Origin of the sequence: Sporosarcina sp. P33 (assembly GCF_002077155.1) — a bacterium.
In the GTDB taxonomy this organism is placed as follows: Bacteria; Bacillota; Bacilli; order Bacillales_A; family Planococcaceae; genus Sporosarcina.
In genome coordinates this window covers 2385232-2407608 of sequence record NZ_CP015027.1, presented here as the reverse complement: position 1 = coordinate 2407608, position 22377 = coordinate 2385232, and the positions used below count along the sequence as shown (strand labels likewise).

General features: G+C 41.2%; 21 protein-coding genes and 1 pseudogene. 3 read left to right on the top strand and 19 right to left on the bottom strand.

Annotated elements, in window-relative coordinates; genetic code table 11:
• Positions 1-494: 494 nt before the first annotated feature.
• A complete protein-coding gene (locus tag SporoP33_RS11955) occupies positions 495-2066 on the bottom strand; it encodes a WD40 repeat domain-containing protein (RefSeq protein ID WP_081243920.1) in 1572 nt (523 codons plus the stop codon).
• Between the two features lie 185 nt (positions 2067-2251).
• Between SporoP33_RS11955 and SporoP33_RS11950 the strand changes: the two genes are divergently transcribed.
• Complete coding sequence (locus tag SporoP33_RS11950; RefSeq protein ID WP_081243919.1) at positions 2252-2560, top strand: ATP-binding protein; 309 nt, start codon at positions 2252-2254, stop codon at positions 2558-2560.
• On the opposite strand, the gene SporoP33_RS11945 is transcribed toward SporoP33_RS11950, so the two are convergent.
• From SporoP33_RS11945 to SporoP33_RS16360, 3 genes and pseudogenes are all read right to left on the bottom strand, one after another.
• A complete protein-coding gene (locus tag SporoP33_RS11945) occupies positions 2506-3135 on the bottom strand; it encodes a transposase (RefSeq protein WP_231293243.1) in 630 nt (209 codons plus the stop codon). The two genes, SporoP33_RS11950 and SporoP33_RS11945, sit on opposite strands and share 55 nt — an antisense overlap.
• Positions 3122-3550: a magnesium chelatase subunit ChlI family protein gene (locus tag SporoP33_RS16365; protein ID WP_231293349.1), complete on the bottom strand. Its 429-nt coding sequence runs from the start codon at positions 3548-3550 to the stop codon at positions 3122-3124. The genes SporoP33_RS11945 and SporoP33_RS16365 overlap by 14 nt, the downstream gene beginning before the upstream one ends.
• Positions 3539-4624, bottom strand: a pseudogene (locus tag SporoP33_RS16360) (YifB family Mg chelatase-like AAA ATPase); the annotation flags it as partial. The pseudogene SporoP33_RS16360 and the gene SporoP33_RS16365, both read right to left, overlap by 12 nt.
• A gap of 865 nt (positions 4625-5489) precedes the next feature.
• On the opposite strand from SporoP33_RS16360, the gene SporoP33_RS11935 reads away from it, so the two are divergent.
• Both SporoP33_RS11935 and SporoP33_RS11930 read left to right on the top strand, forming a co-directional pair.
• Positions 5490-5903: a hypothetical protein gene (locus SporoP33_RS11935; RefSeq protein WP_081243917.1), complete on the top strand. Its 414-nt coding sequence runs from the start codon at positions 5490-5492 to the stop codon at positions 5901-5903.
• Between the two features lie 908 nt (positions 5904-6811).
• Positions 6812-7165 (top strand): hypothetical protein, encoded by a 354-nt coding sequence (locus SporoP33_RS11930; protein WP_081243916.1) that lies wholly within the window; start codon positions 6812-6814, stop codon positions 7163-7165.
• A 129-nt stretch (positions 7166-7294) separates the two neighbouring features.
• Here SporoP33_RS11930 and SporoP33_RS11925 read toward each other — a convergent pair whose 3' ends face one another.
• The 15 genes from SporoP33_RS11925 to SporoP33_RS11855 all read right to left on the bottom strand — a co-directional run bounded on the left by SporoP33_RS11925 (position 7295) and on the right by SporoP33_RS11855 (position 22214).
• On the bottom strand, positions 7295-8194 hold the full coding sequence (locus SporoP33_RS11925) for a hypothetical protein (RefSeq protein ID WP_081243915.1): 900 nt from the start codon (positions 8192-8194) through the stop codon (positions 7295-7297).
• Between the two features lie 142 nt (positions 8195-8336).
• On the bottom strand, positions 8337-9902 hold the full coding sequence (locus tag SporoP33_RS11920) for an autotransporter outer membrane beta-barrel domain-containing protein (RefSeq protein WP_155961354.1): 1566 nt from the start codon (positions 9900-9902) through the stop codon (positions 8337-8339).
• A gap of 713 nt (positions 9903-10615) precedes the next feature.
• A complete protein-coding gene (locus tag SporoP33_RS11915; RefSeq protein WP_081243913.1) occupies positions 10616-12658 on the bottom strand; it encodes a hypothetical protein in 2043 nt (680 codons plus the stop codon).
• Between the two features lie 396 nt (positions 12659-13054).
• Positions 13055-13987 carry an Rpn family recombination-promoting nuclease/putative transposase gene (locus SporoP33_RS11910; RefSeq protein WP_081243912.1) on the bottom strand — a complete coding sequence of 311 codons (933 nt, stop codon included), beginning with the start codon at positions 13985-13987 and terminating at the stop codon, positions 13055-13057.
• Positions 13988-14192: 205 nt separating this feature from the next.
• Positions 14193-14915 (bottom strand): hypothetical protein, encoded by a 723-nt coding sequence (locus SporoP33_RS11905; protein ID WP_081243911.1) that lies wholly within the window; start codon positions 14913-14915, stop codon positions 14193-14195.
• Positions 14916-14929: 14 nt separating this feature from the next.
• On the bottom strand, positions 14930-15847 hold the full coding sequence (locus tag SporoP33_RS11900) for a tyrosine-type recombinase/integrase (protein ID WP_081243910.1): 918 nt from the start codon (positions 15845-15847) through the stop codon (positions 14930-14932).
• A gap of 89 nt (positions 15848-15936) precedes the next feature.
• On the bottom strand, positions 15937-17262 hold the full coding sequence (locus SporoP33_RS11895; protein ID WP_081243909.1) for a DUF927 domain-containing protein: 1326 nt from the start codon (positions 17260-17262) through the stop codon (positions 15937-15939).
• 102 nt (positions 17263-17364) lie between these two features.
• Positions 17365-17655, bottom strand: a complete 291-nt coding sequence (locus SporoP33_RS11890) for a hypothetical protein (protein WP_081243908.1) — start codon at positions 17653-17655, stop codon at positions 17365-17367.
• A gap of 114 nt (positions 17656-17769) precedes the next feature.
• Positions 17770-18525, bottom strand: coding sequence for a hypothetical protein (locus SporoP33_RS11885; protein WP_081243907.1), 756 nt, complete (start codon positions 18523-18525; stop codon positions 17770-17772).
• 79 nt (positions 18526-18604) lie between these two features.
• Positions 18605-19021 carry a hypothetical protein gene (locus SporoP33_RS11880; protein ID WP_081243906.1) on the bottom strand — a complete coding sequence of 139 codons (417 nt, stop codon included), beginning with the start codon at positions 19019-19021 and terminating at the stop codon, positions 18605-18607.
• Positions 19022-19070: 49 nt separating this feature from the next.
• Positions 19071-19541, bottom strand: a complete 471-nt coding sequence (locus tag SporoP33_RS11875; RefSeq protein ID WP_081243905.1) for a hypothetical protein — start codon at positions 19539-19541, stop codon at positions 19071-19073.
• A 176-nt stretch (positions 19542-19717) separates the two neighbouring features.
• Complete coding sequence (locus SporoP33_RS11870) at positions 19718-20443, bottom strand: hypothetical protein (RefSeq protein WP_081243904.1); 726 nt, start codon at positions 20441-20443, stop codon at positions 19718-19720.
• Between the two features lie 190 nt (positions 20444-20633).
• Positions 20634-20933 carry a DUF960 family protein gene (locus tag SporoP33_RS11865; RefSeq protein WP_081243903.1) on the bottom strand — a complete coding sequence of 100 codons (300 nt, stop codon included), beginning with the start codon at positions 20931-20933 and terminating at the stop codon, positions 20634-20636.
• Positions 20933-21322, bottom strand: a complete 390-nt coding sequence (locus tag SporoP33_RS11860; protein WP_081243902.1) for a hypothetical protein — start codon at positions 21320-21322, stop codon at positions 20933-20935. Before SporoP33_RS11860 ends, SporoP33_RS11865 begins: the two co-directional genes overlap by 1 nt.
• Positions 21323-21335: 13 nt before the next feature.
• Positions 21336-22214, bottom strand: a complete 879-nt coding sequence (locus tag SporoP33_RS11855; RefSeq protein ID WP_081243901.1) for a tyrosine-type recombinase/integrase — start codon at positions 22212-22214, stop codon at positions 21336-21338.
• Positions 22215-22377: the final 163 nt, after the last annotated feature.

Sequence of the window (22377 nt, the reverse complement as noted above, 5' to 3'; positions counted from 1 at the left end):
GTATAGGCGTTAAAGCGTTGCTTGTCTACGAATATTCTGACTAGGAAAATTTACTAGAACAGACTATTATTTCGTGATTGCTTTTTAGCCGAGGCTTTACAACTTTCACATATTGTGCTTCGACAAACCACTTTCAATGAAATCAGCAATACTCTGTGAGTTAATTAAAATTGCATACAAAAAAGCCTTTTGACCGTATCTATCAGTCAAAAGACTTCATAGCATTCCCAGCTCATTTCCACTCTACAACATTGTAATCTTCAAACTGCTCCATCCTGAATTGTGTGATGTACAGATACATATTACTACGGTTCGCTGTTACCGCCTCCTCCAAATATGGTCAGACCTATTTCATTCTCTTTTCAAAACCATCAAACAATACTCCACATAAGCCGCCTGGGTTTTCTCAAACGGCTTAGGCAGATAGCCGGGGATAGAACTCGTATCAACGCAAGAGTTAGGAATATTACATCCGAATGACAGAGCAACTTTTTTCAATCAGCAATAACAAAATTCATTTTTGTTACTTGCTGAAGAGGCATGCCGGATGCCGACTGAAGTTCACGTATCCAAAGTGTGTACCTCTTACCCGCTTCGTAATCTTTCACAGGGATCAGCTGTACGGTAGATGATTTATTACTTCTCACATAATAGAGAATGGGAATGATCTCATTTTGATCATTAGTTATATAAATATTTTTCTCTTTAATTGTCTGTATATCTACTTCTTGATTAAAGTTAACGTCCCAAACTTTATTTTGAGATATATTAAGCTTTTCTTCAATTTCCCTATAGCTCTCCACTTGAATTTCGATGGATGCGCGCAAGCCGCGATACTCTGCAATGATATTCGCTTTTCCGGAGCGGATTGCTTCTAGTTTGCCATATAAGAAGTCTGCTACAGATGGTTCAGTAGATTGCCATTTGATTTCTGACGGTTTGATTCTCTCTGCAGTGCTGTCACTATACATACCGATCACTTCTGCCGCTTGTTTTTGGCCAGGTTCCATGTTAGTAGAAGTAACTTCTATCTGAATCTTTTCAAACTCTCGAACGGGCAAAGACGCAGTGTCGTAAACTCTATTCCCTGCCGCGATTCGATTAGTTGCTTCACTAAATCTAACTCCACGCACAAGGAATTCAGGCTGTCTCACCTGGCTCACTTTCTCTTTTGTTATAGTATCAAATACCTCTAAGTCGCCTCTTGTAAATAGAGCAACGTATTTCCCATCAGGGCTGAAATCTATATCATTTCCCCAAGATCTTATAGTGTTAAAATCACTCGGTTTCAGATCCATTAGCCTATAATTCTCACTGGCATTCAATAGAAATGGCTGGTTACTTTTTTTAGATGCTCCGATTACAATATTGCTTTCTGACGAGTAACTGATCGACCCTTCACCAAGGTATATACCGGTTAATGTTTTCGCATAAGCACCTGTCTCCGCATCACGTATATGAATATCACCGTTCTTTGTTGCAATGGCCAGCTGTCGGAAGTTATCTATATATGCAAGTGAAATCACCTCTTGCGGCATCTTAAATTGTTTAATCTTTTCCCATGAATCAGTATCCCAAAAGGCTACTGTGCCATCTGTATAAGATGCATACAGAACGGTACCCTCCTTATTAAATACAATATCAGTAGGAAAAGGCGAGTAAGGTTCCGTAACCTTCAAGGTTTTAGCAACCTTTCCTGTACTTACATTAATGATTGAAATATTTTCCGTTAAAACGGCAATTTGTTTTCCATTCGGATTGTAACGCACTTCGTCAATGAGTTTCGAAAACATTCCAGGAAAGCTCCATTCCCCAATTAATGATCCTGTAGCAGCCTCCCAGACCTTTACTGAACTACGCCTAGTCGTGACATCATCATATTGACTTGTCACTATGTACTTCCCATCTCTGCTGAAATCTGAGGCAATCACGATTGCTTCTGTGTCAAATTTCAAAATTTCAGGTATCGTGTACTTGTAAGTTTCTGCAGTTTCTGCAGTTGCTACGCCTGTCTGCAGTATGTATAAAATGCATACTGCAAAAGCAAATTGCATTACCCTCTTCACGCTAATTCCCCTTTCTTTTTTACTATTCATAACTGATTATATAGTACCACATGCAAGAATAATTAACATTACCTGTTAACAGACTATTTAGTCCTCGCTTTCCCTCTTCAATTTATAACCACTGATATTATGAAATAGTGCTTTATGACAGCAAACTATAAATACTTTACTATTTCCAGGAGCCTATGCAACATGGCAAATCACTCATCGTCAAACTAGATATTTTGGCAAGCTTTTTTATGGCTATTGAAAAGAAGAGAAGAGAAGTGACTATCAGCCGTGTAAAACAAATCGTAAGCTATCCTTCCACCCTCACCCTAATTGCTGCCACCAACCCATGCCCGTGCGGCTACTACGGCTCAAGAGAGCGTTACTTGTATTTAAAACCATTGCATCACAAAGTTAACAGACAATTCAAACAAAAAAATCTGCCTCCTGATCATCCATCAGGAGGCTTTTCATATTCTCTTAAACCGTCGTCACGCGGCAAGTAGTTCTCCAAGCCGATGATCTCCTCCAAATCCATTTCACAATATACCACGTAAGCTGCCCGTGTTTTCTCAAATGGAGGAGGAAGACAACGAGGAATGGAGGAGGTGTCTGCGTAAGAGGGTAGCTGATCTGGCTGTGTTTTGTAAAAAGGAAAGGAGCTGAAAGGGTAATCTGCCAGTCGGCTGACCATCGGTACGATGGTTTCAATTGGATTGCGGTGAATGTAGCGGCTGACGGCGAGGAGTGCCTGCGGAGTGTCTACTGCTTTGGCAAAGTAGCGGCGCTGATAGATCCGTCCGACATGATGATAGCGTTTGGCGTAGTAATCGCTGTATCGCCGGTTGATCTGCTGCATGATCTTTGACAGGTCGTCTTCCGAGCGTATGAGCAGGTGGAAGTGATTGGTCATGATGCAGAAAGCCGGGATAGCAAATCGGTATATTTCTGCGGCGTGCGCGATACAGCGCATGAGGTGGTACATGTCCTCTTCAGCAGCGAAAATGTTCTGCCGATTGTTTCCTCTCATGATCACATGGTAGTAGGCATTCGGCTGCCAGTTCCGCTTACGTCGGGCCAAGACGTTCACCTCCCTGCAGTGCATTCGGCAGCTTGCGCCATTTAATAGCTTCTTCGATAGCGGAATCAGTCATTGCTTTGCTGCCTTGCAGATCCGCAATCGTCCGGGCAAGCCGGAGCAGCTTGATTTGAGTGCGGTTGCTCCATTTCTGCTCGAAGCAGACTATACTGACCCGTTGCAGCTGGATTTCAGAAAAGCCGGCCGTACGTTCCAGCTGTTGATAGGAAACCGTGGCGTTCAGTGCGTGGCTGCGATAACGTTCATGCTGGAGACTGCGTGCGCACCCGACACGGCGGCGGATGTCTGCCGATGTTTCGCTCGCTGTCTTTTCCTGCAAGCCGCTGCTTTTCAGTGACAAAACAAAATCAAGACGATCTAGGATGGGACCGGAAACTTTTAACTGATAGTCTGTCACCTGTCGCGGCGTGCAGGTGCAATAACGTTCTTTGGAACCGTAATAGCCGCATGGACAGGGATTGGTGGCTGCGATTAAGATGAAGGAAGATGGATAAGTAACCATCTGTTTCACGCGGCTGATGGTCACTTCACCAGACTCAATTGGTTACCGAAGCATATCGAGTGTTTTCCTTGAGAACTCACCCAGTTCATCGAGGAACAGCACTCCGCGGTGAGCCAGCGAAATCTCTCCCGGCTTTGGATACGTACCACCGCCGATCAATGAAATAGCAGACGCTGAATGATGTGGCTGGCGATAGGGCGGGCGCAGCGACATGCCTTTCTTTTCTCGCGCGAGATGATACAGGCTGTAGACTTCCAATGCATCTTCTTTCCGCAGGTCAGGCATAATGGACGAAAAGGCGCTGGCCAGCAGACTTTTACCGCAACCCGGCGGACCGACGAGCAATGTATGATGCCCGCCCCCTGCTGAGATTTCAAGTGCGCGCTTTGCCTGCGATTGTCCTCGTACGGCCGAGAAGTCCGTTTGAAATCCTTCCGAATCGTCTGCAGCTGTAGAAATCACGGAAGTCAATATCCCTTCAAACAGGAAAGACGATTGTCCGCGCAAATGCTCGACCAGCGCTTCAACGGTCGGCAATGGAACGAGTTCGGCTTCTGCCGTGTCATGCAAGAAAGATACATCGACCGGCGGCAGGTAGATTCGTTTGAAGCCGAGCGACAGTGCCTGCTGCACAGCAGGCAGCAGACCATGAAACGGCAAAAGTTCACCGCTTAGCGAGAGGGATGTAATGACACAGACTGAATTATCGATCGGAAGTGGCGAATCAGTCAGCTCCTGATAGGCAGCCAGCAGCATCGCTCCATCGAACCCTGTCCCGCTTTTACGCAGATCAGCCGGCGATAAATGAATTGTCAGCTTCTTCATCGACAGGTCAAAATCCAACTGATGCAGACAGCTGAGCACTCGCTCCTTTGACTCTTTCATACTCGCATCAGGCAATCCGATGATCACACACTGTTCTTTATCAATCCGCACATTCGCCTCTACCCGAATCCGTTCTCCTTTCATGCCTTGCAGTCCTACACTCATCACAGCAGAAGACATACTTACTCACCTTCCTTTCTTATATTTGTATATTTGAAGTATAAGCGCATGCAGAAAACTCGTCAAAACAGCAAAATTGAATTTTACAGAAGACAAAATGTGTAGGTATCAACTTTGGATTTTCAAGAATTCATTTTTGATAGGGAATTCGTGGGAAGAATTGAATTCTTACTGTTTTACATAATGGTGTTTTGGTACATTTCCGACTGACCATTCCGACTCTGGACAATAGCATGGCATGCAACCAACGCAAAAGCCTTCTAACCGAACATTCGATTAGAAGGCTTCCCTATTCACGCTTCAAATTATTTGAATTGCATGATGCACAGGCACTGTTTACTAGGCTCTACAGTTAGAATGAAAACTCTTTGACACTAAGATAGAAAAAGTCTCCCAGCCGATTACTTATCTGAAAGACTTCCTTCTTCATTACATCGTTAAATTGTCAAAATAGTGTCTGAATTGCGTGATGCACCGGTTTTTAATCGCCTACCGTTCTGCTCATTTCATGGAAAGTCATGAGTCTTGCTAAGGTGTTAGAAGAATAGCAATGATTGCATAGCTTTGCTTCTTGTATCGGCGTCAAATAAGCTGCAAATAGAAAAGCCTCCTGACTGAATAATAGAGGCTGATTTAGTTAGTTGAATTGCGTCAGAATTGTGTGATGCACAGGCACTGGTTTTTGACTGGGTTGTTTGATGTATGGCGATATCCTATTTTCCATCGTGGAGGGGAACGTAGGATCCTTTTTTCTAAAATATTCCTGACATTTTCTTATCAATATGGTATAGTCTTATTAACGCATAACATTAGTTATAGGAGGAAATTCATGATGAAAAAACTCAAAAAATTTTTTTTGGCTTCTGCATTGTTGATGCTTGTCTTTGTAAGCACACCTAAAACTGAAGCAGCAACGGATATACCAGATGGCGTCTTTTTCTCAAAAACCGGTGAATATTATAATCCACAACAATTAAACAGTCTATCTACACAAAAAATAGGGAAACTTTTTTCTGAGAATTCTTTATTAGAAATATATATTCATTATAAAGGTATTGGTGCAGCTTCCCTTGCACAATCAAATGCCTCTGATTTTATTACAGCAGCTAATAAAAATGGTAATAAAGATAATCCCGGAATTATAATTCCAAATAGAACTTACATTGATCCCAGTGGTAATAACGTTGAAGTGATTGACACTGGTGAACAGGTAACTAATTTCGAAGTTCTTAGTATTGATTAAGAACTATATACGACGCTAGATAATAATTATTTTATAGTAAGTAATTTAACAATAACTTTATGTATTATAAAAACATTTCACCCCCTTGTTTGTTAACATCTAACAATCGAGGGGGTTTTTCAGGCTATTTTACACTATAAAATTTTCAAGTAAACTTGTTTGGTTTATTTCACTTTTTGATTGATGACACGACAGTACATTGGAAGTAGGTAATGACTTTTACGATGCTAGATTGGTATAATAAAGAGAAAGGAGTGTTTGAAGATGGATACTCTATCCTGGATTCCTCCTGATCCTTTTTTAGAATTGCTTCATGTCAATCTTGCTCCTGAAAAATTCATTTTAATTGCTCAAAGTACCCGATTATCCTCTTATTGCCCTTCTTGTGCTCGTTTGAATACTCGTTCTCATAGCCGCTTTGTCTAACCGCCGAAAAAATTGCTACAGCCATTCATATGCCGATAAGCCACGATGCCTTGTTATCGCTGATTTACCGGACAGAAATAGCGCCAGAGGTATCACCCTTTCCTAGGAATTGATGATTTTGCTTTTCGTAAAGGGCACACATAGGGGACGCTGATTTGCGATCATCAATAGGGTGTGCAAGTCGTTCTTTTACCAAATCGGTTTCCTGAAACCGTCACGGCTTGGCTGAGGAATTATCCGTCTACCCAGATTGTTAGCAGAGATGGCTTTCCAGCTATTCGAAATGCAACTACAGAAGCTGATTCTTCAATCAAGCAAGTATACGACCGCTGACACTTTATACGAGCTGCGAAAAAACAGGTAGATGCCTATCTGGGTATTCTCGTACCTGCTACAATCACCTAGACAGAATCAGCAGACGAGGGGCCGATGATTCATTTGACGAAGCAGGAAAGAATTGCAGCTGAAAGACAACAGAATAAATGACTGTTGATTCAAGAAGTACAAAAGCTTATCTGCAGGACAAGAATATTACAGAGCTCTCTAAGCAGTATCAATTAGATTGGCGTATCATCAAGAAATATATAGATTTAAAATCGCCACCCTTTAATCAGCGTATCATAGCTAAACCGATTGACCAGTATACAGACGAAGTGATCCGCTCGGAGCCTGCAGGTCAAACGGTCAAATCTATTTACCACTCTATTCATAAAAAGGGCCATCAGGGAACCTATTCATCCATTCGAACCTTAGCCCAAATAAAACGTAAAGAGCGAAAACATGATACTAAACCGACCACTTTACTGTCGAGAAGAAAATTGTCTGCGATTATTTGAAAAAAAGTGGAATTGAGTGATGTGGGAGTAAATCTCCTTCAGCGCTGTATGCCCATGTTTCCTGATATGAATACGTTCTATAATTCCATCCAAACATTCCGAAAACAAAAAGGCCAGTCCTTTAACTGATCACCATAAACTATTAAGTCGTATCTTATTGCTATCCAAATGTTTAACATCCAATACAGCTGCAGGATAGTCTTTCATGATCTCCAGTTCATCCTGTTCTTCTGCCGCACTTAGTTTGGCATCCAATTGATGAATTAGGCGGCTCAATGAAGCTAACCCTTTCCACTGTCTGCTTTTTATCAACTGTTCGGCAACCATCTGTTTCCGTTCTGTAGATAGACCTGCATAGCTGGGCAGCGGGAGAGTCTCCAGTTGTGTCTGCAATGTCTTCGCATCTTCTATTTCAGCAAGACGGGCAACTTGGCCTTCTAGTGCAGAGACTGTTTCTTGAATGGAAGCCACTGGCACATCCTCGCCAAATTTCTTTAGAACATCCTTAACTACGTGCTCTCTTCCTGCCTTGCCAAGATTGATAAAGCCATCTCCAGCCTGCTCAATCGCGAATTCCATTACTCGATCATTTGCGCTTAAAGAAGCACGTTCAGGTTCAGCATGAATAGACTCAGCTAAACGATCCAATGCTGTGAGCAATTCAGACTTTAATGGACACGTCTGAACGGGGCTAAGCATTGTGCGTAGGCGTTCAGCTTCTGTCGATGTAGAAACAGATGGCAGCGCACCTTTTACGTCATAGAGGCACTTGAGCCAATCAATGCGAAGCTGCACTTCTTCTTTGGCTTCCACATTGATGACTAGATCAGCGGAGGCATGCTCAATCGCTTGCAATTCATCTTCATGAATGACAGTACTCGTCTCCAACTGTGTTAATCGTTGGTTCAATTCTTGGTAAATCGGTGCTTCATCCTTGCCAGCTGTTACTGTATAATAAAATCCTTCCGACACTACTGGCTCAAATGAAGGCGCAGCAAAACTGCCGGGAAGGGCGGAATAGTCAAACATGTTAGTTCCTCCTATAGATATACCTTTCTCTTATTATAATAGATGATAGCCCAAATAAAAAGAAAAGAACCAACCCGAAGGCTAGTCCTTTCTTGTTTCCTACTCTCACTTTATGAGTGATAGATTAAATAGATAGAATTAATTAAATCTTTTCCTGATTTTCTGTTTCAGCTGGTGTTGTTGGTTCTGTAGGACCTACTTGTTCTTCTACAGTCTCTTTACCTGTCCACGTTCCTTCACCAGTAATAGTTCCTTCAACAGTCGTTTCTGCGTCAATTGTAAATTGTTTTCCTGTTTCTACAGTAATCTTAGCTTCACCTGTTAAAGTTACTTTGTATCCGCCAGTTAATTTCACATTTTTTGTTACTGTAATATCTGTTCCTCTTTCGATATCATTAGCAAGTAACACGGTTGCGCCCTCGGAAGCATCGCGAATGATCGCTCCCAGATTACCGGAAGTTCTAGCATAACCGTAACTTACACCTGCGTTATTTCCTGCGTAGTTGTGGTGCATATAAGCATAAGTACCACCTACATAACTGTTTCCAGTTGCGATGAGTTTGTCGTTAACTGTAATTTCTGCTGATGTAGTACCAGCCATTCCAAAACGAGCCATATCAAGTCCTTCTACAATTAAGATAGCTGTAGATGACCAGCCAGGTGAATTACCCTCAAATGACTTGAACGTATTCCCGCTAATGTTGAACTGAGTATCCCCCGGCGTAGTAGACCAAATGGCTAGTCCGTTACCAACATCAACATTATTCGGATTAATTAACTCAAGAACATTGTTTTTAACGGTTGCTTGATTAGTTAGAATGTTGATACCAGTTTTCAATGACGCTGGTTCAGTGGATCCGCCACGAACAAATAGGTTCAACCCTTCCAAAGTAACACCAGTAGATTTAACGTTAAAAGTACCGTAAACTGAGTTATTTGTAGCACCTTTAATTGTTAAAGCTCTTTCAATATTGAATTCACCGAAATCGTTAGTTGAACCGATAGTTCCATCTACAACAATCTCGGTAATTTTTGTATCTGCGATAGCATCTAGTAATAATTGCTTGCTATCCACTTTTACTGAAACTTCAACATCGCCTGCAGCACTACCAGTTACATTAGTTGGCACTTTACCTTCTACAGCTACTGGAGCATCAGCTTGTAAAGTAGTAACTGTACCGTTATTAGATACCTTGGATCCTGGAGCTTTAACATCCAAAGTAGTAATAGTAGATCCTGTTGGAACAGTAACGGTAGTAGGTTGGTTCAATGTAAGTGAGCTAACTGTTTTGCCTTCACCGATATTCAAAGTAACGCCTGTTGAATCGTTTACGATAATTGTGTTATTGTCTGCATTTTCATTCCATGTACCTAAAGCAACATCCGTGATAATAATACTTCCACTCTCTACAGGAATGCTGTTATTAACAGTTGCATTCTGCGCGTTCACTACAAGGTTTCCAACGATTTTTCCACCAGTTCCGGCTGAAAGATTAATAGTACCCGCTAGATCAGTTTCTATCTTTAAATCACCAGTTAGGGTTCTATTATTCAAATTGATATTTACAAGACGATTAGCTTTAAATACATCACCTGTAGACCCGATACTTGCATCTAAGTTAATTGTTTTAACAGCTGGGTTTGCCAAAGCTTTTTGGAATTCGGCTGAAGTCTTTACCACCTGAGTTGCAGAAGGTGGTGTTGGCAACGGTTTACCATTCCGTGTCTATCCTGCCATGGATTTCGACCGGTCTACACCGTACGTGCAGCTTTCACCGCATACGGCGTTCCATCGATAGATTTACTACCGACTGGGTTCCTTCGCTCCCGCCAGTTTTTCCCTCTCCGCATGTTACCATACAGATGCAAACGGCTGGCGATCGACACTACTACGAACCCGCTGACTTCCCTGATGCCTCCCTGGAGTTACTCCTCCTCTTCATCAAGGCCCTCAAACGTTCCATACCTGTCATCCCTTGTTTTGATGACCGTAGGCCTCCACTATACAACATGAGAAGAACCGGTTTAATAGCCTGAATTGTTCCGATTCCCGCTCTGCTATTCCAAGCAGACAGATGACTGACCAGCCGAAGGTTCTTTGTAGATCAGCCATTAACTCATGCAGCTTTACTTCATGGATTCATTGCTTAACCATAGTCATCTTTTAAGGAGCCCCGCATACGACTCTCACGTATTACGACTTCACCTGGCTTCATGCCATCTGGTGAGTAAACCATTTGGCATGCAGGAGGATTAAGCTCTATGTACATTAGGCTATTACATAGGATAGGTGTTTCACCCATCATTTGACAGTGTATAGTTAAAGAAAGGCCCCGCACCTTTCAAAAGATACGAGGACAATTCTTCACCCATTTCATCTACTGTTTTCATAGATTTATAGAGTAACGTTTCGCAATTTTATTATTCGACTACTGCTGTGATTGCTTTGTCAACGCCTGCTTTTACTGCAGCAAGTGTTGTGTAGTTTACTGGAGCACCAGCTTCAGTTTGTGGATAGTTTGCAATGAATGCTTCTGCAACTTCAGCTTTTTTACCAGCAGAAAGATTATCAAACGCTGCATAATCAAGGCCTTCTAACAAGCCCACTGTCTTGTTAATGTTATTATCTAAGTTTGTGAAAGTATACTTAGCAATTTCACCCGCATAAGCATTAAGGATTCCACTAGTAGAAGTTGTTCCTAAGACTGTAGTCAATCTAGTTTTGTCAGCAAACTTTTTGTTTTCTTCAGAATCACGAGCTTTAAGTACCTTTTCCGCTACATATAATTTATCAGCAGACGGGACGTTTACATAATCAGCGATTGCTAACTTGTCCAGAGCGGCTTTAACTTCTGTAGCAGTTGTAGCAGCGTTGATTTCATCAACAGATGAGTTTTCAGTAACTAACTTATTGATAGCATTAACTGCATCTTGAACATTTTCCACTGAACTTGCAGAAGCAAGTTTAGTAGTAGCAGCGTCAGCAATATAAGCAGCCGCATTTGCTGGAACTACATTTTTAATTTCAAGAACGTTGAGTTTTGCAATAATGTTAGAGACTTTTGCATTGGTTGGTTTAACTGCATTTACGTTAGAAGTATTAACTCTTGTTTGAATTTGGTTTGTAGTACCGTCTTTAGTAACAGCAGTTTTACCTTTACCAATATCTTTTACATATTGATCTTTATTAACATCTGCAACATTTTTCAGACCAGGATAAGCTTTAAGAGCTTTAAGAACAGCTTCTTCGCCTTCCGCATTATTAACAGCTATAATTGCACTGTCAACTGCATCTTGATTTACTTGTTTAATGATTGCATCAATATCGCCACGCTGATTTTTATCTTTCACTTCTTTGTCAGCAATTGCTTTACGGTATTCAGCTAATAAGTTATCATTCACGTTTTTAATTTCGAAATCATCAGCAACAGCTGGAACGTGAACGTTATTTTTGTATTTCTCAACAAGAGCAGTCTCTAGGTTGTCAAGCGCAACCAATGCACTCTTAAGAGTGTTATTAGTTGTAGCGGCATTAACACGGATTAGAGCTTCAAGGACATCTAAAGAATCGTTAGCGTATGCTTTAGCATCATGATCGCCTTCTTCTTCTGCAGTCGTTAAGTATTGGTTCGCAAGAGCGCGAGCTGCATTTACATCAGCAGTTTTCAAAGATTTGAAAGCTTTATCGTATGCAGCAGCTACTTGAGCTTCGTTTATAGTATCAAGAATTTCTTGGATACCATCGAAGTCATAGTTATCAAATGAAGCAGATCCAGCAGCGTTTTCGCCGTACACATCTACTGCTAAATTTGCAGTAGTTTTATCTGTATCAGCAATAATAAAACCAGCTTTACTTCCTTTGGTTGCTTCCTCTCCAGGGTTAACAACCGCATCCCCAACTTTACCGCCTGCATATGCAGCAATCCAGCTATCATTTACACGCTCAAAGTTAGCTTTCAAAGCATTCAATAATTGAATTTGGTTTGTTGCTTCTTTAACAGCTTTTACTGCTGCGGCTTGATCAGCTGTTTCAGTAGCATTTTTGTTAACGGCATCAACAGCTTTTTGAACATCTGCTAACACCTCTGGAGAAGCATCAACAATTGCATCCGCATATGCTTGAAGTCTGTTATCATCAACATTTTTGATGCCAGCAGCCTCTAAAGCATTGTAAAGTGCTAATTCATTAAATGGATTTGCTGTAGCGGCTTCAGTAATGTCTGTAAGTAGGTTAATTGCATCAAAGTTATACTCTTTACCATCAACTGTCCAAACGCCTACAAGAGCGTCTGCATCAACAGCAGTTTTGAAAGTAAATGATGCAACAGTATCCCCAGCAGAAATATCTACAGGGTTCACTTCTACAACATTACCTGAACCATCTTTAACTTCAACAGTAGCACCAAGAACATCCTCTTCAGGAGCGGTGATTGCTACGTCTACTGCAGTAGTGGTAATCGCCAAACCTTAACCAGCTTTCATCCTATTTTTGTAGACTCACAATTCCATGGGGCCCATGACTTTGTCCAAATTCTCATTTCGAGGTAGAGATAAGCTATGTATTTAATAGATAGGTTTTTTCGTAAATATAGAAAAAAGTAGTATAAAATCTGTAGAGGGAAAGTCTACTTTCTCCCCGGCGAACCCGTCAACTGAACCCGACACGTTTCGATGCGCCCCATGGAGTTCCCGAAAACCCGGAAAAACCTGGACAAGACACCTACGAAAACCAAAGCCGAAGGCTTAAAATAAGAAAAATAAAAAATGTAAAAAATACAATGTAGTGGTAACTGACTTTACCTATACATTTTCTTCTATGTAATATGGAGGCACATCTCCTAAGAAGATGCACCTCAGTCGTTATTCCAATCCTAACTGTTTAATTATCTGATGTAGCTTTTCTACGGAATGACCTGTTATGGCTGAAATCGTTTCGATAGGAATATTACTTTTTACACTGTTACGAATGATTTCCTCATCCCGTTCTTTAATCGCTTTGTACTTCACATCATCCAGCTTACCTTCTTCGTCGAGGATATATTTCAGGCGTGATTGATAGGCTACAACGTCTTTTTTCGACTGACTTAATTCTTCCCAAGCAGTAAAAGCATTCATTAAGCTGTCATCTCTCATCGCTAACTCCTCCAATTCTTGATAAATCTGATCATATACCCTGTTCTTACGAGCATCTACCATGCTGAGTAACAGCAACCATCTGACTAAAATATCATCCAGTGCATTCAATTCATCTCGTTCCCACATCTTAAGGAATTTATTCAATTCGATGAAGTGAATCTCTAACACATCATCTTCACGATCCAATCGGCGCAATGATGAATCTTCGTATAAATGAAAGGTATTATGATAATATTCGTTCTTGTCGTAGACGGTGAAATTGCAGATGTTAATCGTAATCGTTGGCACTAACTTATGATAACCCTGTCCTGTTTCAAGTTCTGTTGTATAAAGATTAGCCCAGTAAAATAGGGTGCGTTTGAACATCGAATGATCATTCGCGACCTGTACTTCTATATTAATCAATTCATTACTTTGTGTCCTTACCACAATATCCAATCGCGATTGCTTATCGTCCTTGTACTTACCACCAGTTTCTTGTTTTGCAAATATAACTTCCTTGATGGTATCCCTGCCTGTGCGTTGTAAAATGGCATTTAGAAATACAATGGTAATCTGTTTATTCTTCTCGCTTCCAAACATTTGTTTAAATGCGTAATCAACAGTTAGATCCATAAAGTCGGTCAAAGGAATTCTTCGTAACGCCTTACGATTCATGGTTTTTCACCTCGTTGTGTATTACTAATTATACCATATCCCGACTACTCGAGCGATTTTCCGTAAAGGGAAGTTGTCTAAAAAAAGCCGGGATTCCGGGAATCCCTTGGTACGTGTGGGATCGCACCGGGTTCAGCAAACGGAACGTCCGGGAAATGAAAAAGGCATGCCGCCAAGACACGCCCTTCCAGTTCATCTAATTGTGTTACGTAATGACCTGTTGAAGCTGTTCATCATACCCGTACTTTTGGAAGAACTCCGCAAGTGCTGTTTCAAGAATTGCCCGCTGAGTGATATTAAACTCCTTGCTGTAATCACTCATCAACGTATCGACACTTGACGCAATCCCCAATGTCTTCTGAACCTTTGTTCCTTTAAAGGTATAGGTCGGAACTTTTCCATCATGCCCTGATTGCAACAAATCCATCAGCCGCTCTTGGTGGGCTAGTAGAAAGGGAAGTAAATTGCTTTCATCCAAAGGCCCGGTACTGCCCGACGGAATGAGGAGGGCAGCAGAAGATGAACCTGCCCCTTTATTGGACGCCGGATCTTCACAGTAATTCTCAATTTCATGATCCCAGATGTACCCTTGCGATTTCATGTACTCTCCCATTGCCTCAACTGACTCAAATCCTTGCTTGGAAGCGACTTGGCGAATGTTCGGATGCTTCACATCTAACATGCGAATGATTTGCGCCGCTTTGGTATTCAGGGTTTTAACTTTTTGGCTGAGGGATGTGGATGATTCCTTTTCCTTTAAGACAAATGTGGCATTCTCTTTATCCCACCGGAAACCCCTCCTACGCATGTACATGTCCACTGAACTGAAGTTCTGCCCGTAGTACTCACCTACCTCCTCACGGCTTTTGCCATCTGCCAACATCGTTAACACTTGCTGCACCTTTTCGTCCTTCATGATTTCATCCATCTCATTCATCTCCCTTATTCATTATCTAAGAATCCGATTGAATTCACAGCCTGTTTCAAGTCACTTTGGTTCGCGTGCAAGTACACGGAAGTTGTCCGAACATCCGCATGGCCAAGCAATCTCTGAATGATTGCTACATGTGTGTCCGTTTTCACCAATTGGCTCGCAAAGGAATGACGTAAAACGTGGCTCGTCACGTCCTTTTGGATGCCGACCTTTTGACAGGTCTGTTTTAGCACCCGGTTTACGTACTGCTGACTTATAGCTCCTGTCTTCTTTGTCGCAAAGAAGTTTAAAGAATTGGTCTTTGGGCGTATTTTCTTCAAGTACGCCCGCATGACCTGCACTAATGAATCATTCATTGGAACTGTACGATCCTTCTTGCCCTTCCCCTCGATGACTCGGACAACCTTCTCATCAAAATCCACGTCATGTAGGGTAAGGTTGGTGCATTCACTGACACGGAGACCAGTGTTAGCCATCATGATGACTAAATGCTTAATGATTGGATGTTCCATCGCTTCAACAATTTGCTGAATCTCTTTAGCGTTAAGGAAACAGCGCTCTGCACTTTTCCCTTTCACCCGCTCCACGTACTGCGCCGGATTCAGACCAATCCACTTCTTTCTTACCGCGTAATTGAAGAAGCTGGACACTGCATTCATTTTCCGGTTAATAGACGCGGGTTTTAAGCCTCTTTGTTGCATCGACTGTTGGTATTCCTCTAAATCTTCTGTCGTAATTTCATCTACGAACACTGGCGCATTGGTTTCTTTTGATAGGTATTGGCGAAATTGATTCAAGTCGACTTCGTAGCCACGAATGGTTTCCATGCTCATTTCCTTTATCTTCAAAAAGTCGATGAATTCACCCTGACCTACCGTAAAGGTCGGGGGAACAACTGCAGGTGGTGTATTGCTTTTAATAACCATTTGAATGACCTCCTCTTTTTTAAAGCGGTAAGGAATGAAAGTCTCCTTACCGCCTTGGTATCAAAGTAATGATATATACTTACTCGGCATTATTGATACGGTATCCACTCTTCTAGATAGCGTTTCGGTATACGGAAAGCGTAGACTGCTTCCTTTTTTGATTCTTCTCGTAGTTTGACTCGTTTGGTTTGGCGATCGCTTTCGTGTTCAAAATAGGATTTCTTCTTCAAGGCATCTACGACTGTGCGTTTGTTGCTGAGTTTCAAATCCGCAAGCAACTGATCAAAAGCACTTGGCAAGTAATGAACCATGTACTCTTGGCGGGAAGGGCTTGGCAGGAAAATGATTCCCTTACACGTTACGCCTTTCGGTTCCAGCTTATCGACAATGAACTGAGAGTTGGTTGCCCTTACATCTTCAATGACCGCCTGGTACACTCTTTCTGCATTATCTCGGTGAGCAATGAAATTCTTCTCATGCTCGATGATGAATGCCTCCACTTCTTCCAGCGAGAAATCAATTCCTAATGCTTCGCCGCCAAGTTGCAAAGCAGCAAGAATCAATGCGTACTTTTCAGCAACTCGTTGTTTTACATCGGACTCCGGCAGAGAGTTGAGAAGCTGTTCTTGCCATGCTTTGACCGTTGTATCGATGATGGTCCAATCTTGTGCCAAGTACTGAACGTAGGCAAGTCCTGCATGACCGTAATGCTGTTCGACAACTTCTCTCAGGGCATCTGCATGTTCTGCACTTTTGGTCCATTTCGTTTCATTGAATTCAAGAAAACGCACCATCAGTCCTAAGTTCTGATTCGATTTTTCAAGGATGCTGTTTTCGCCATTCGTGATGACAGTAGTTGCCCACTCACCACTTTTTTGTAAGCCTGATTTATCATTCAATCGGGAACGATCCCGTCCTTCGACTACCCGGTAAATGAGGGAAGTCGTGTCATGTGCCGTACTCATTGAGAATTCATCCATCAAGTACACGACACCCCGGTTTCCCGCTAATTTATGAACTAGGGCATTCTCGGTACTATTCCAGGACTGGAAGAGGCTGTTTCTTCCTTTAACCGGCGAGCCGTAAATGGAAAGGGCTAGTTTACTGCCAGTCGTTTTCCCAGTCGTTGATTTTCCAGTCAGACCAATGAACAAAGAATCTTGATCCCGTCCACATTGTTTGAAATAGGCAACTAGGACAGAAGAAAACCCGACGGCTAATAGAAACTCTAAAGGCGGATAACCAAGTACATGTGTACGTACCATGTCCAGCCACTTGTCTAACTCACCGTTCGGTTCCACATTGAAATGCGAGCGTTCCTTTTGCCACTCCAATGGGTGAGCAATTGCCCCGATTGGCTCCGACAAACCGAACACATGTGAAGCTGTTCCCGTAGCTTCTTGCGGGTTAGACATAAATCCTACTTCCTCGTACTGCTTAACTAATGGAGACTCTTTTTGTTGAGTGACAATGAAATCAATAACACGGTTTGCTTGCAAGTAAGTTAGGGGGAAGCCTTACTCTGCAAGGATTGTTCCAAGATTAGAGAGTTGTGACATGGGAATCTCTTTTGCGACAAATGCGCCATGTACCCAAAACTTAACGACCATGATCATTGTGCCACTTTGATAGTCCTGAAATCGCTTTTCAACAAAGAGTGGATCGCAGACGTACTCGAACGCATCTTCTTTCCGGTTAAAGGCATGTAAACCAGTTCGGTCTAACTGAAAGCTGCCGTAGTCAAATCTTGTATTGTTCAACAATTTTTCTTCACTAATGGGTTGTGACTGGTAATTATTCATTTGCATGTTTGGACACTCACTTTCGTTTAGGTAATCTTTTTATTTAGTAGTGGTTGTGTTTTATTGGGAAGGAGCCGCTACGGTCAATCGCCGAAACAGCCTCCCTTGTTATTGGTTCTTTTACTTGGAAATGAAGGCATAGACTTTGCCGTTTACTTTCTTGTATTCGACATTCATTACACCTAGGGAACTGCAATTGGAGAAGTCTAGTCCAAATGCCTCGGTAGCTTCTTCAACGAGCTGCTTATTGTAGAGAACATTTGTCACCTTACCCGATTTTTTTAGCTCTTGACCGTTTTCATCGGCAGTCAGGTAAACAACACCTTCTTCCTTATTGACCCCGACGCTTACACGATTGGGAGAACCGATCTTAGTAAGGATGTCTTGACGAAATGACGTCCGAAAACCATTCACATGATTTACTATTGTCATGGCACGTCCTCTTTGACGAACTGAATGGATAACGGGAATGGGATTGTAACCATTTAAGACGGTTTCATCCGCTTCAGCCACTCCTTCTATCGCTAATGCTTCACTCGCTACAGTGGTTGACTGGTCGACAGAACTTGCGGGCAGATCGCTCACTTGTTCGTTGTGGGCAGCAGTCCCGGTCACTTCCTCCAAAAACGAGTTTTCCGGCTCGTTTTCAGGTGCTTTTTCGTCGTTTGACAATTGAGCTTGGGCTGTTTGGTCGGTCTCGAAAATGGGTGTTTCTGATGTTTCTGGTGTTTCTGGTGTTTCAACAGCAGTCTCTTTTACATCTTGCACCGGGGCTTCAATCGGCATGTCTACTACTTTTTCAGGTTCAATAGCTAATTCCGTTACATTAGAAGCCTTCTGTGATTTGTTTGATTTTACTGTTTTTTTCTTTTTCATAGATTATTCCTTCTTTCGTTTTTAGTTGGGCTTTCGGTTTCTGTTACTCTTGTAGCAATCTATTAATCATCGTATTAGATCATAGTCGTTCTTCGACAATGACTTCTACTCTATAGTCATATTCAGCCTTAGCTCGAAGTCCGACTAGTGACGTCTCTAGCAACCAAATGAATAGTGGCATTTCTGAAGGGTTTTGAATTCCGGTTTGAAGAAAATGGATTAGACCATTTTTGCAGACTACTTTACAAAACTTCACTCTTTGCTCTACGTAGTCATATAAGTTGGGTATCGAGAAATCCTTTTCGTATGGGTACTCGGCAATAATCACTACACTCTGGATGTGTACAGTACCGAGTGGTTGCTGGGCCAACAATTGATCAAACTCTTCAATATCCAGGATCAGATGATTTACACTTTCTTGGCATAAAGACTTTTCTATGATTGACTTCGGCAGGATGACTTTACCTTGCGTAAGACACACTTTCTGTTTCTTCATGATTCATTTCCCCTTTCAGTGTTTTTATTGGATTGGAATTGTCTCAACTTCATTGCTCAATTACTGTAAGATTGAACAGCACACAATAATTGGTTAGCCCAGCGGATATAAGTTTATTTTCAATTGCTGGTCCAAGTGTGTGGTTAATGGTTGATGCGATTTCTTCAGCATTATGCGCTATTGGCGCATGAGCCAAGTAGATTTTGAAAACTGAAAGGTCGTGGTCTTTTTCGACTTCAATCACATCAAACCATTTATCAACTACTGAGACATCTACAGATTCATCCTTCTGAGACAGCAAGAGCTCGGGAAAGAAGAGCCCGTATCTTTGGCATGGTCTAGTTATTAAGTGCTCCCCGAAATCCCTGTTCACATAAAAGCGAAGGTTATCGAGTTGAGAATTGACTTTTCTCATGAAATCTTCCTCATTCACTTCCTGGTACAAAGTAGCACCGTAGGTTTCCACTGTCATGCCCTCTCCCTCTGTTGTAGTTAATGTTGGTTCATTTGCTTCTCTCATACAAATCCCCCCTTCTTCTTTTTGGAAGGTTATAGAATTAAGATGCTTAACTAACCTTCTGAAGCTTATTATAGGTGGCATTAGAAATCGCACCTAAGAACTTTAAAAATGAATTTCAACTAAATTGTTCCTATGTAAAAAAAATAAGAGCATTCGCTGTTAAACGAATGCCCTCATTATTTAAACCTATTATCGATTTCTTGTATATTTCGATTAAACTTGTATTGAATGTAACTTTCCGGATCATTTTCCTCCATGTCCGCTATGAATGCTTCTAATTTCCCTAAAATATAATCGATTCGACTTTTCATAACCTTATCGTAAAACCTTACTTTGTCTTGATTAGAAAGTGGTCTAAAACGATGCAATACTTCCTGTAACTTTTCTTCTGGCTCATTAGCGTATGCGGTCATATCTTTGAGTAAAGTAAAACGATAGAGCAGGCTTTCAATATTAAGACAAATTGTCTGCCAACTTCTTCCGTCCCCCTTACTTTCCCAGATTGATTCAAATTTTGGAAGGAGTGATGTAAAGGAATCTACCCACTCTTGTTCTTCGGCTTCAACCTCATTAATATTCGATCCATTCCGTATCTTTTTCATCAATGATTGATTAAATAGGCAGGTTAAGCTCGCCAAAAAGATCGCATCAATCAGATTAAAATCATAGCCTTCAAACGCTTTACTGTACTTTGCTTTGGTTAAATTCATTTCCTCGTTATAAAAGTAGTTTCCATCATTTCCATTCACTTTTCCCTCTAATACTTCTTGAACCCGTTCTTCATGAAGGAATTCAATTGTATTATTCAGTCTGCTTTGCAACGTTGAGTAATCCCTGTGAAGTAAATCTCCTACATCTTCAGCCAGTTTAATAATGTCATCTTTACTATAGTCCTTTTCCATGTAACTATCCCTTTCATCACTTTAGAATTTTAGTTCCTTTCTACTTATCTTATCACTTTTAAGAAATTGATTTTATTTAAATGGTCATTTCCCTTATAAGCAAGAAGCACTCTATGACGGTATTATAGCTCCCTATTAAATCACATATATGTTGGAGCAAGATTTTCACATTTCTTGCTCCATCTTTTTATTAGTAGTCCTGTGGGTACAAAATAATTACATAATCCTGTTGATCCTGCACCCACACCTTTTCATTTATTGGTTCAGTTTCTTCCAATCCTACAAAAATTGTTGTTTCCCGTTCTGGCTGTTCCTGTCTTTGCACCAGCCACTGTTCACCATCCTCGATGTAAAACTCGAAAATTTGAAGGTAATCATTGAGGTGCTGATGATGTTGGTGAATGTACTGTAAAATGAATTGTTGGTGTTCTTCACTTAATTCTTCTGCGATTGCTCTTGTCATGTAAAAGGGCTTTGTTGGATCGAACATTAAGAATCACTCATCCCTTCATTCCATTCTGCTTGTTCACGGAGCCATTCCTCAGTTTCTCGATCATGTGTATTTAATGGAGAGTAATACAGCTGAAGGCTTTCACCACGTAAAGCACAACGGTAAAATTTTACTGCATCCAATTTGATCGCTTCCACGTACTCCAATGCAAACGGGTCATTCAGTTTTGCAAGGACATCATCACCTTTTTCAAACACAAAAAGAGCCTTCCCTAATGGCAAGTAAAAGTTTAATAAGTAAATATCTTCATGATTTACGGCTTCATAAGCATTTAGGAAATCCTGTTCAATTTCTTTAATAAATGGTAAAGGTAACTCATTGTCTGATTTTAGATACTCAATATCACTTAAATGCTGTATGATTTTCATTCTGTTCTCCCCCCTAGAGTAAATCCACTGCCTGTTGCTTTGTGCTACGAGATACAAAATTGTAATGTTTTTCCAAAACGGAAATACTGTAATGTCCTGTCAGCTTTGCAACGGTAGTAATAGGTACTTGTTTCTTCAACAAGAATGTCACAAATGTTCTTCGGAATTTATGCGGATATACCTTAAACCCAATCTCTTTAGAAACTTTTTTCATCCAGCTATTTACTGCATCACGAACAATTTTTTCTGATCGATTGCTGACAAAGAGGTAGGGACTTAACTGAAATTTCGATTGGGACCGTTCTGTTTTAATGTATTCTTGAACGACTTCCACAACATCTTGCCTTAACATGATTTCTCGGTACTTCCCCCCTTTGCCCTTAATGAACAAGGTTCGTGTTAAAAAATCCATGTCAGCCATCTGAATGGAACATAGTTCGGATATTCTCATGCCACCGTAAAGAAGCAGGTAAACAATCGCTTTATTTCTTAGGCTCACTTTTTGCTCATTTTCAACATACGTTAATAGCTCTTCCACTTCTTCTGGCAAAAAGGCTTCGACAATCTGTTCACTTCCAGCTGCAACCTTCACTTGATCTTTTCTTAGTGACACAAAAATTCGATCCACTTCCTTCTGTTCTAAGAGGAATTTATTAAATGCAAGTAAGCTTGTTACTTTTGCATTGATGGATGAAATGGCGTATTTTTCTTTCTCTAAATATTTGATGTACCTTACAACCAAGGCTCTACTTAGTAGCTGTTCTACTCCTGAACCGTTTTCATTTAGAAAACCATAATAGTGTTTGATGTTGCCGAGGTAGGTTTCTACTGTTTTTGCAGCTTTACCATCGTCTTCAAGCCAAGATTGGAAATCTATTAGCCTTTCCGTCAATTTTCTAACCCCCTACATTTATTCAACATCATCCATTAGCTCTTTAATGACATTAGTTGCAACTGTGATGAGGATGGTTACTAATACCTTTTGCCACATGTAAATCACCACCTTTCAAGAAAATAAAAATACCCCTACGTCACAAATGGACATAGGGGCGTTA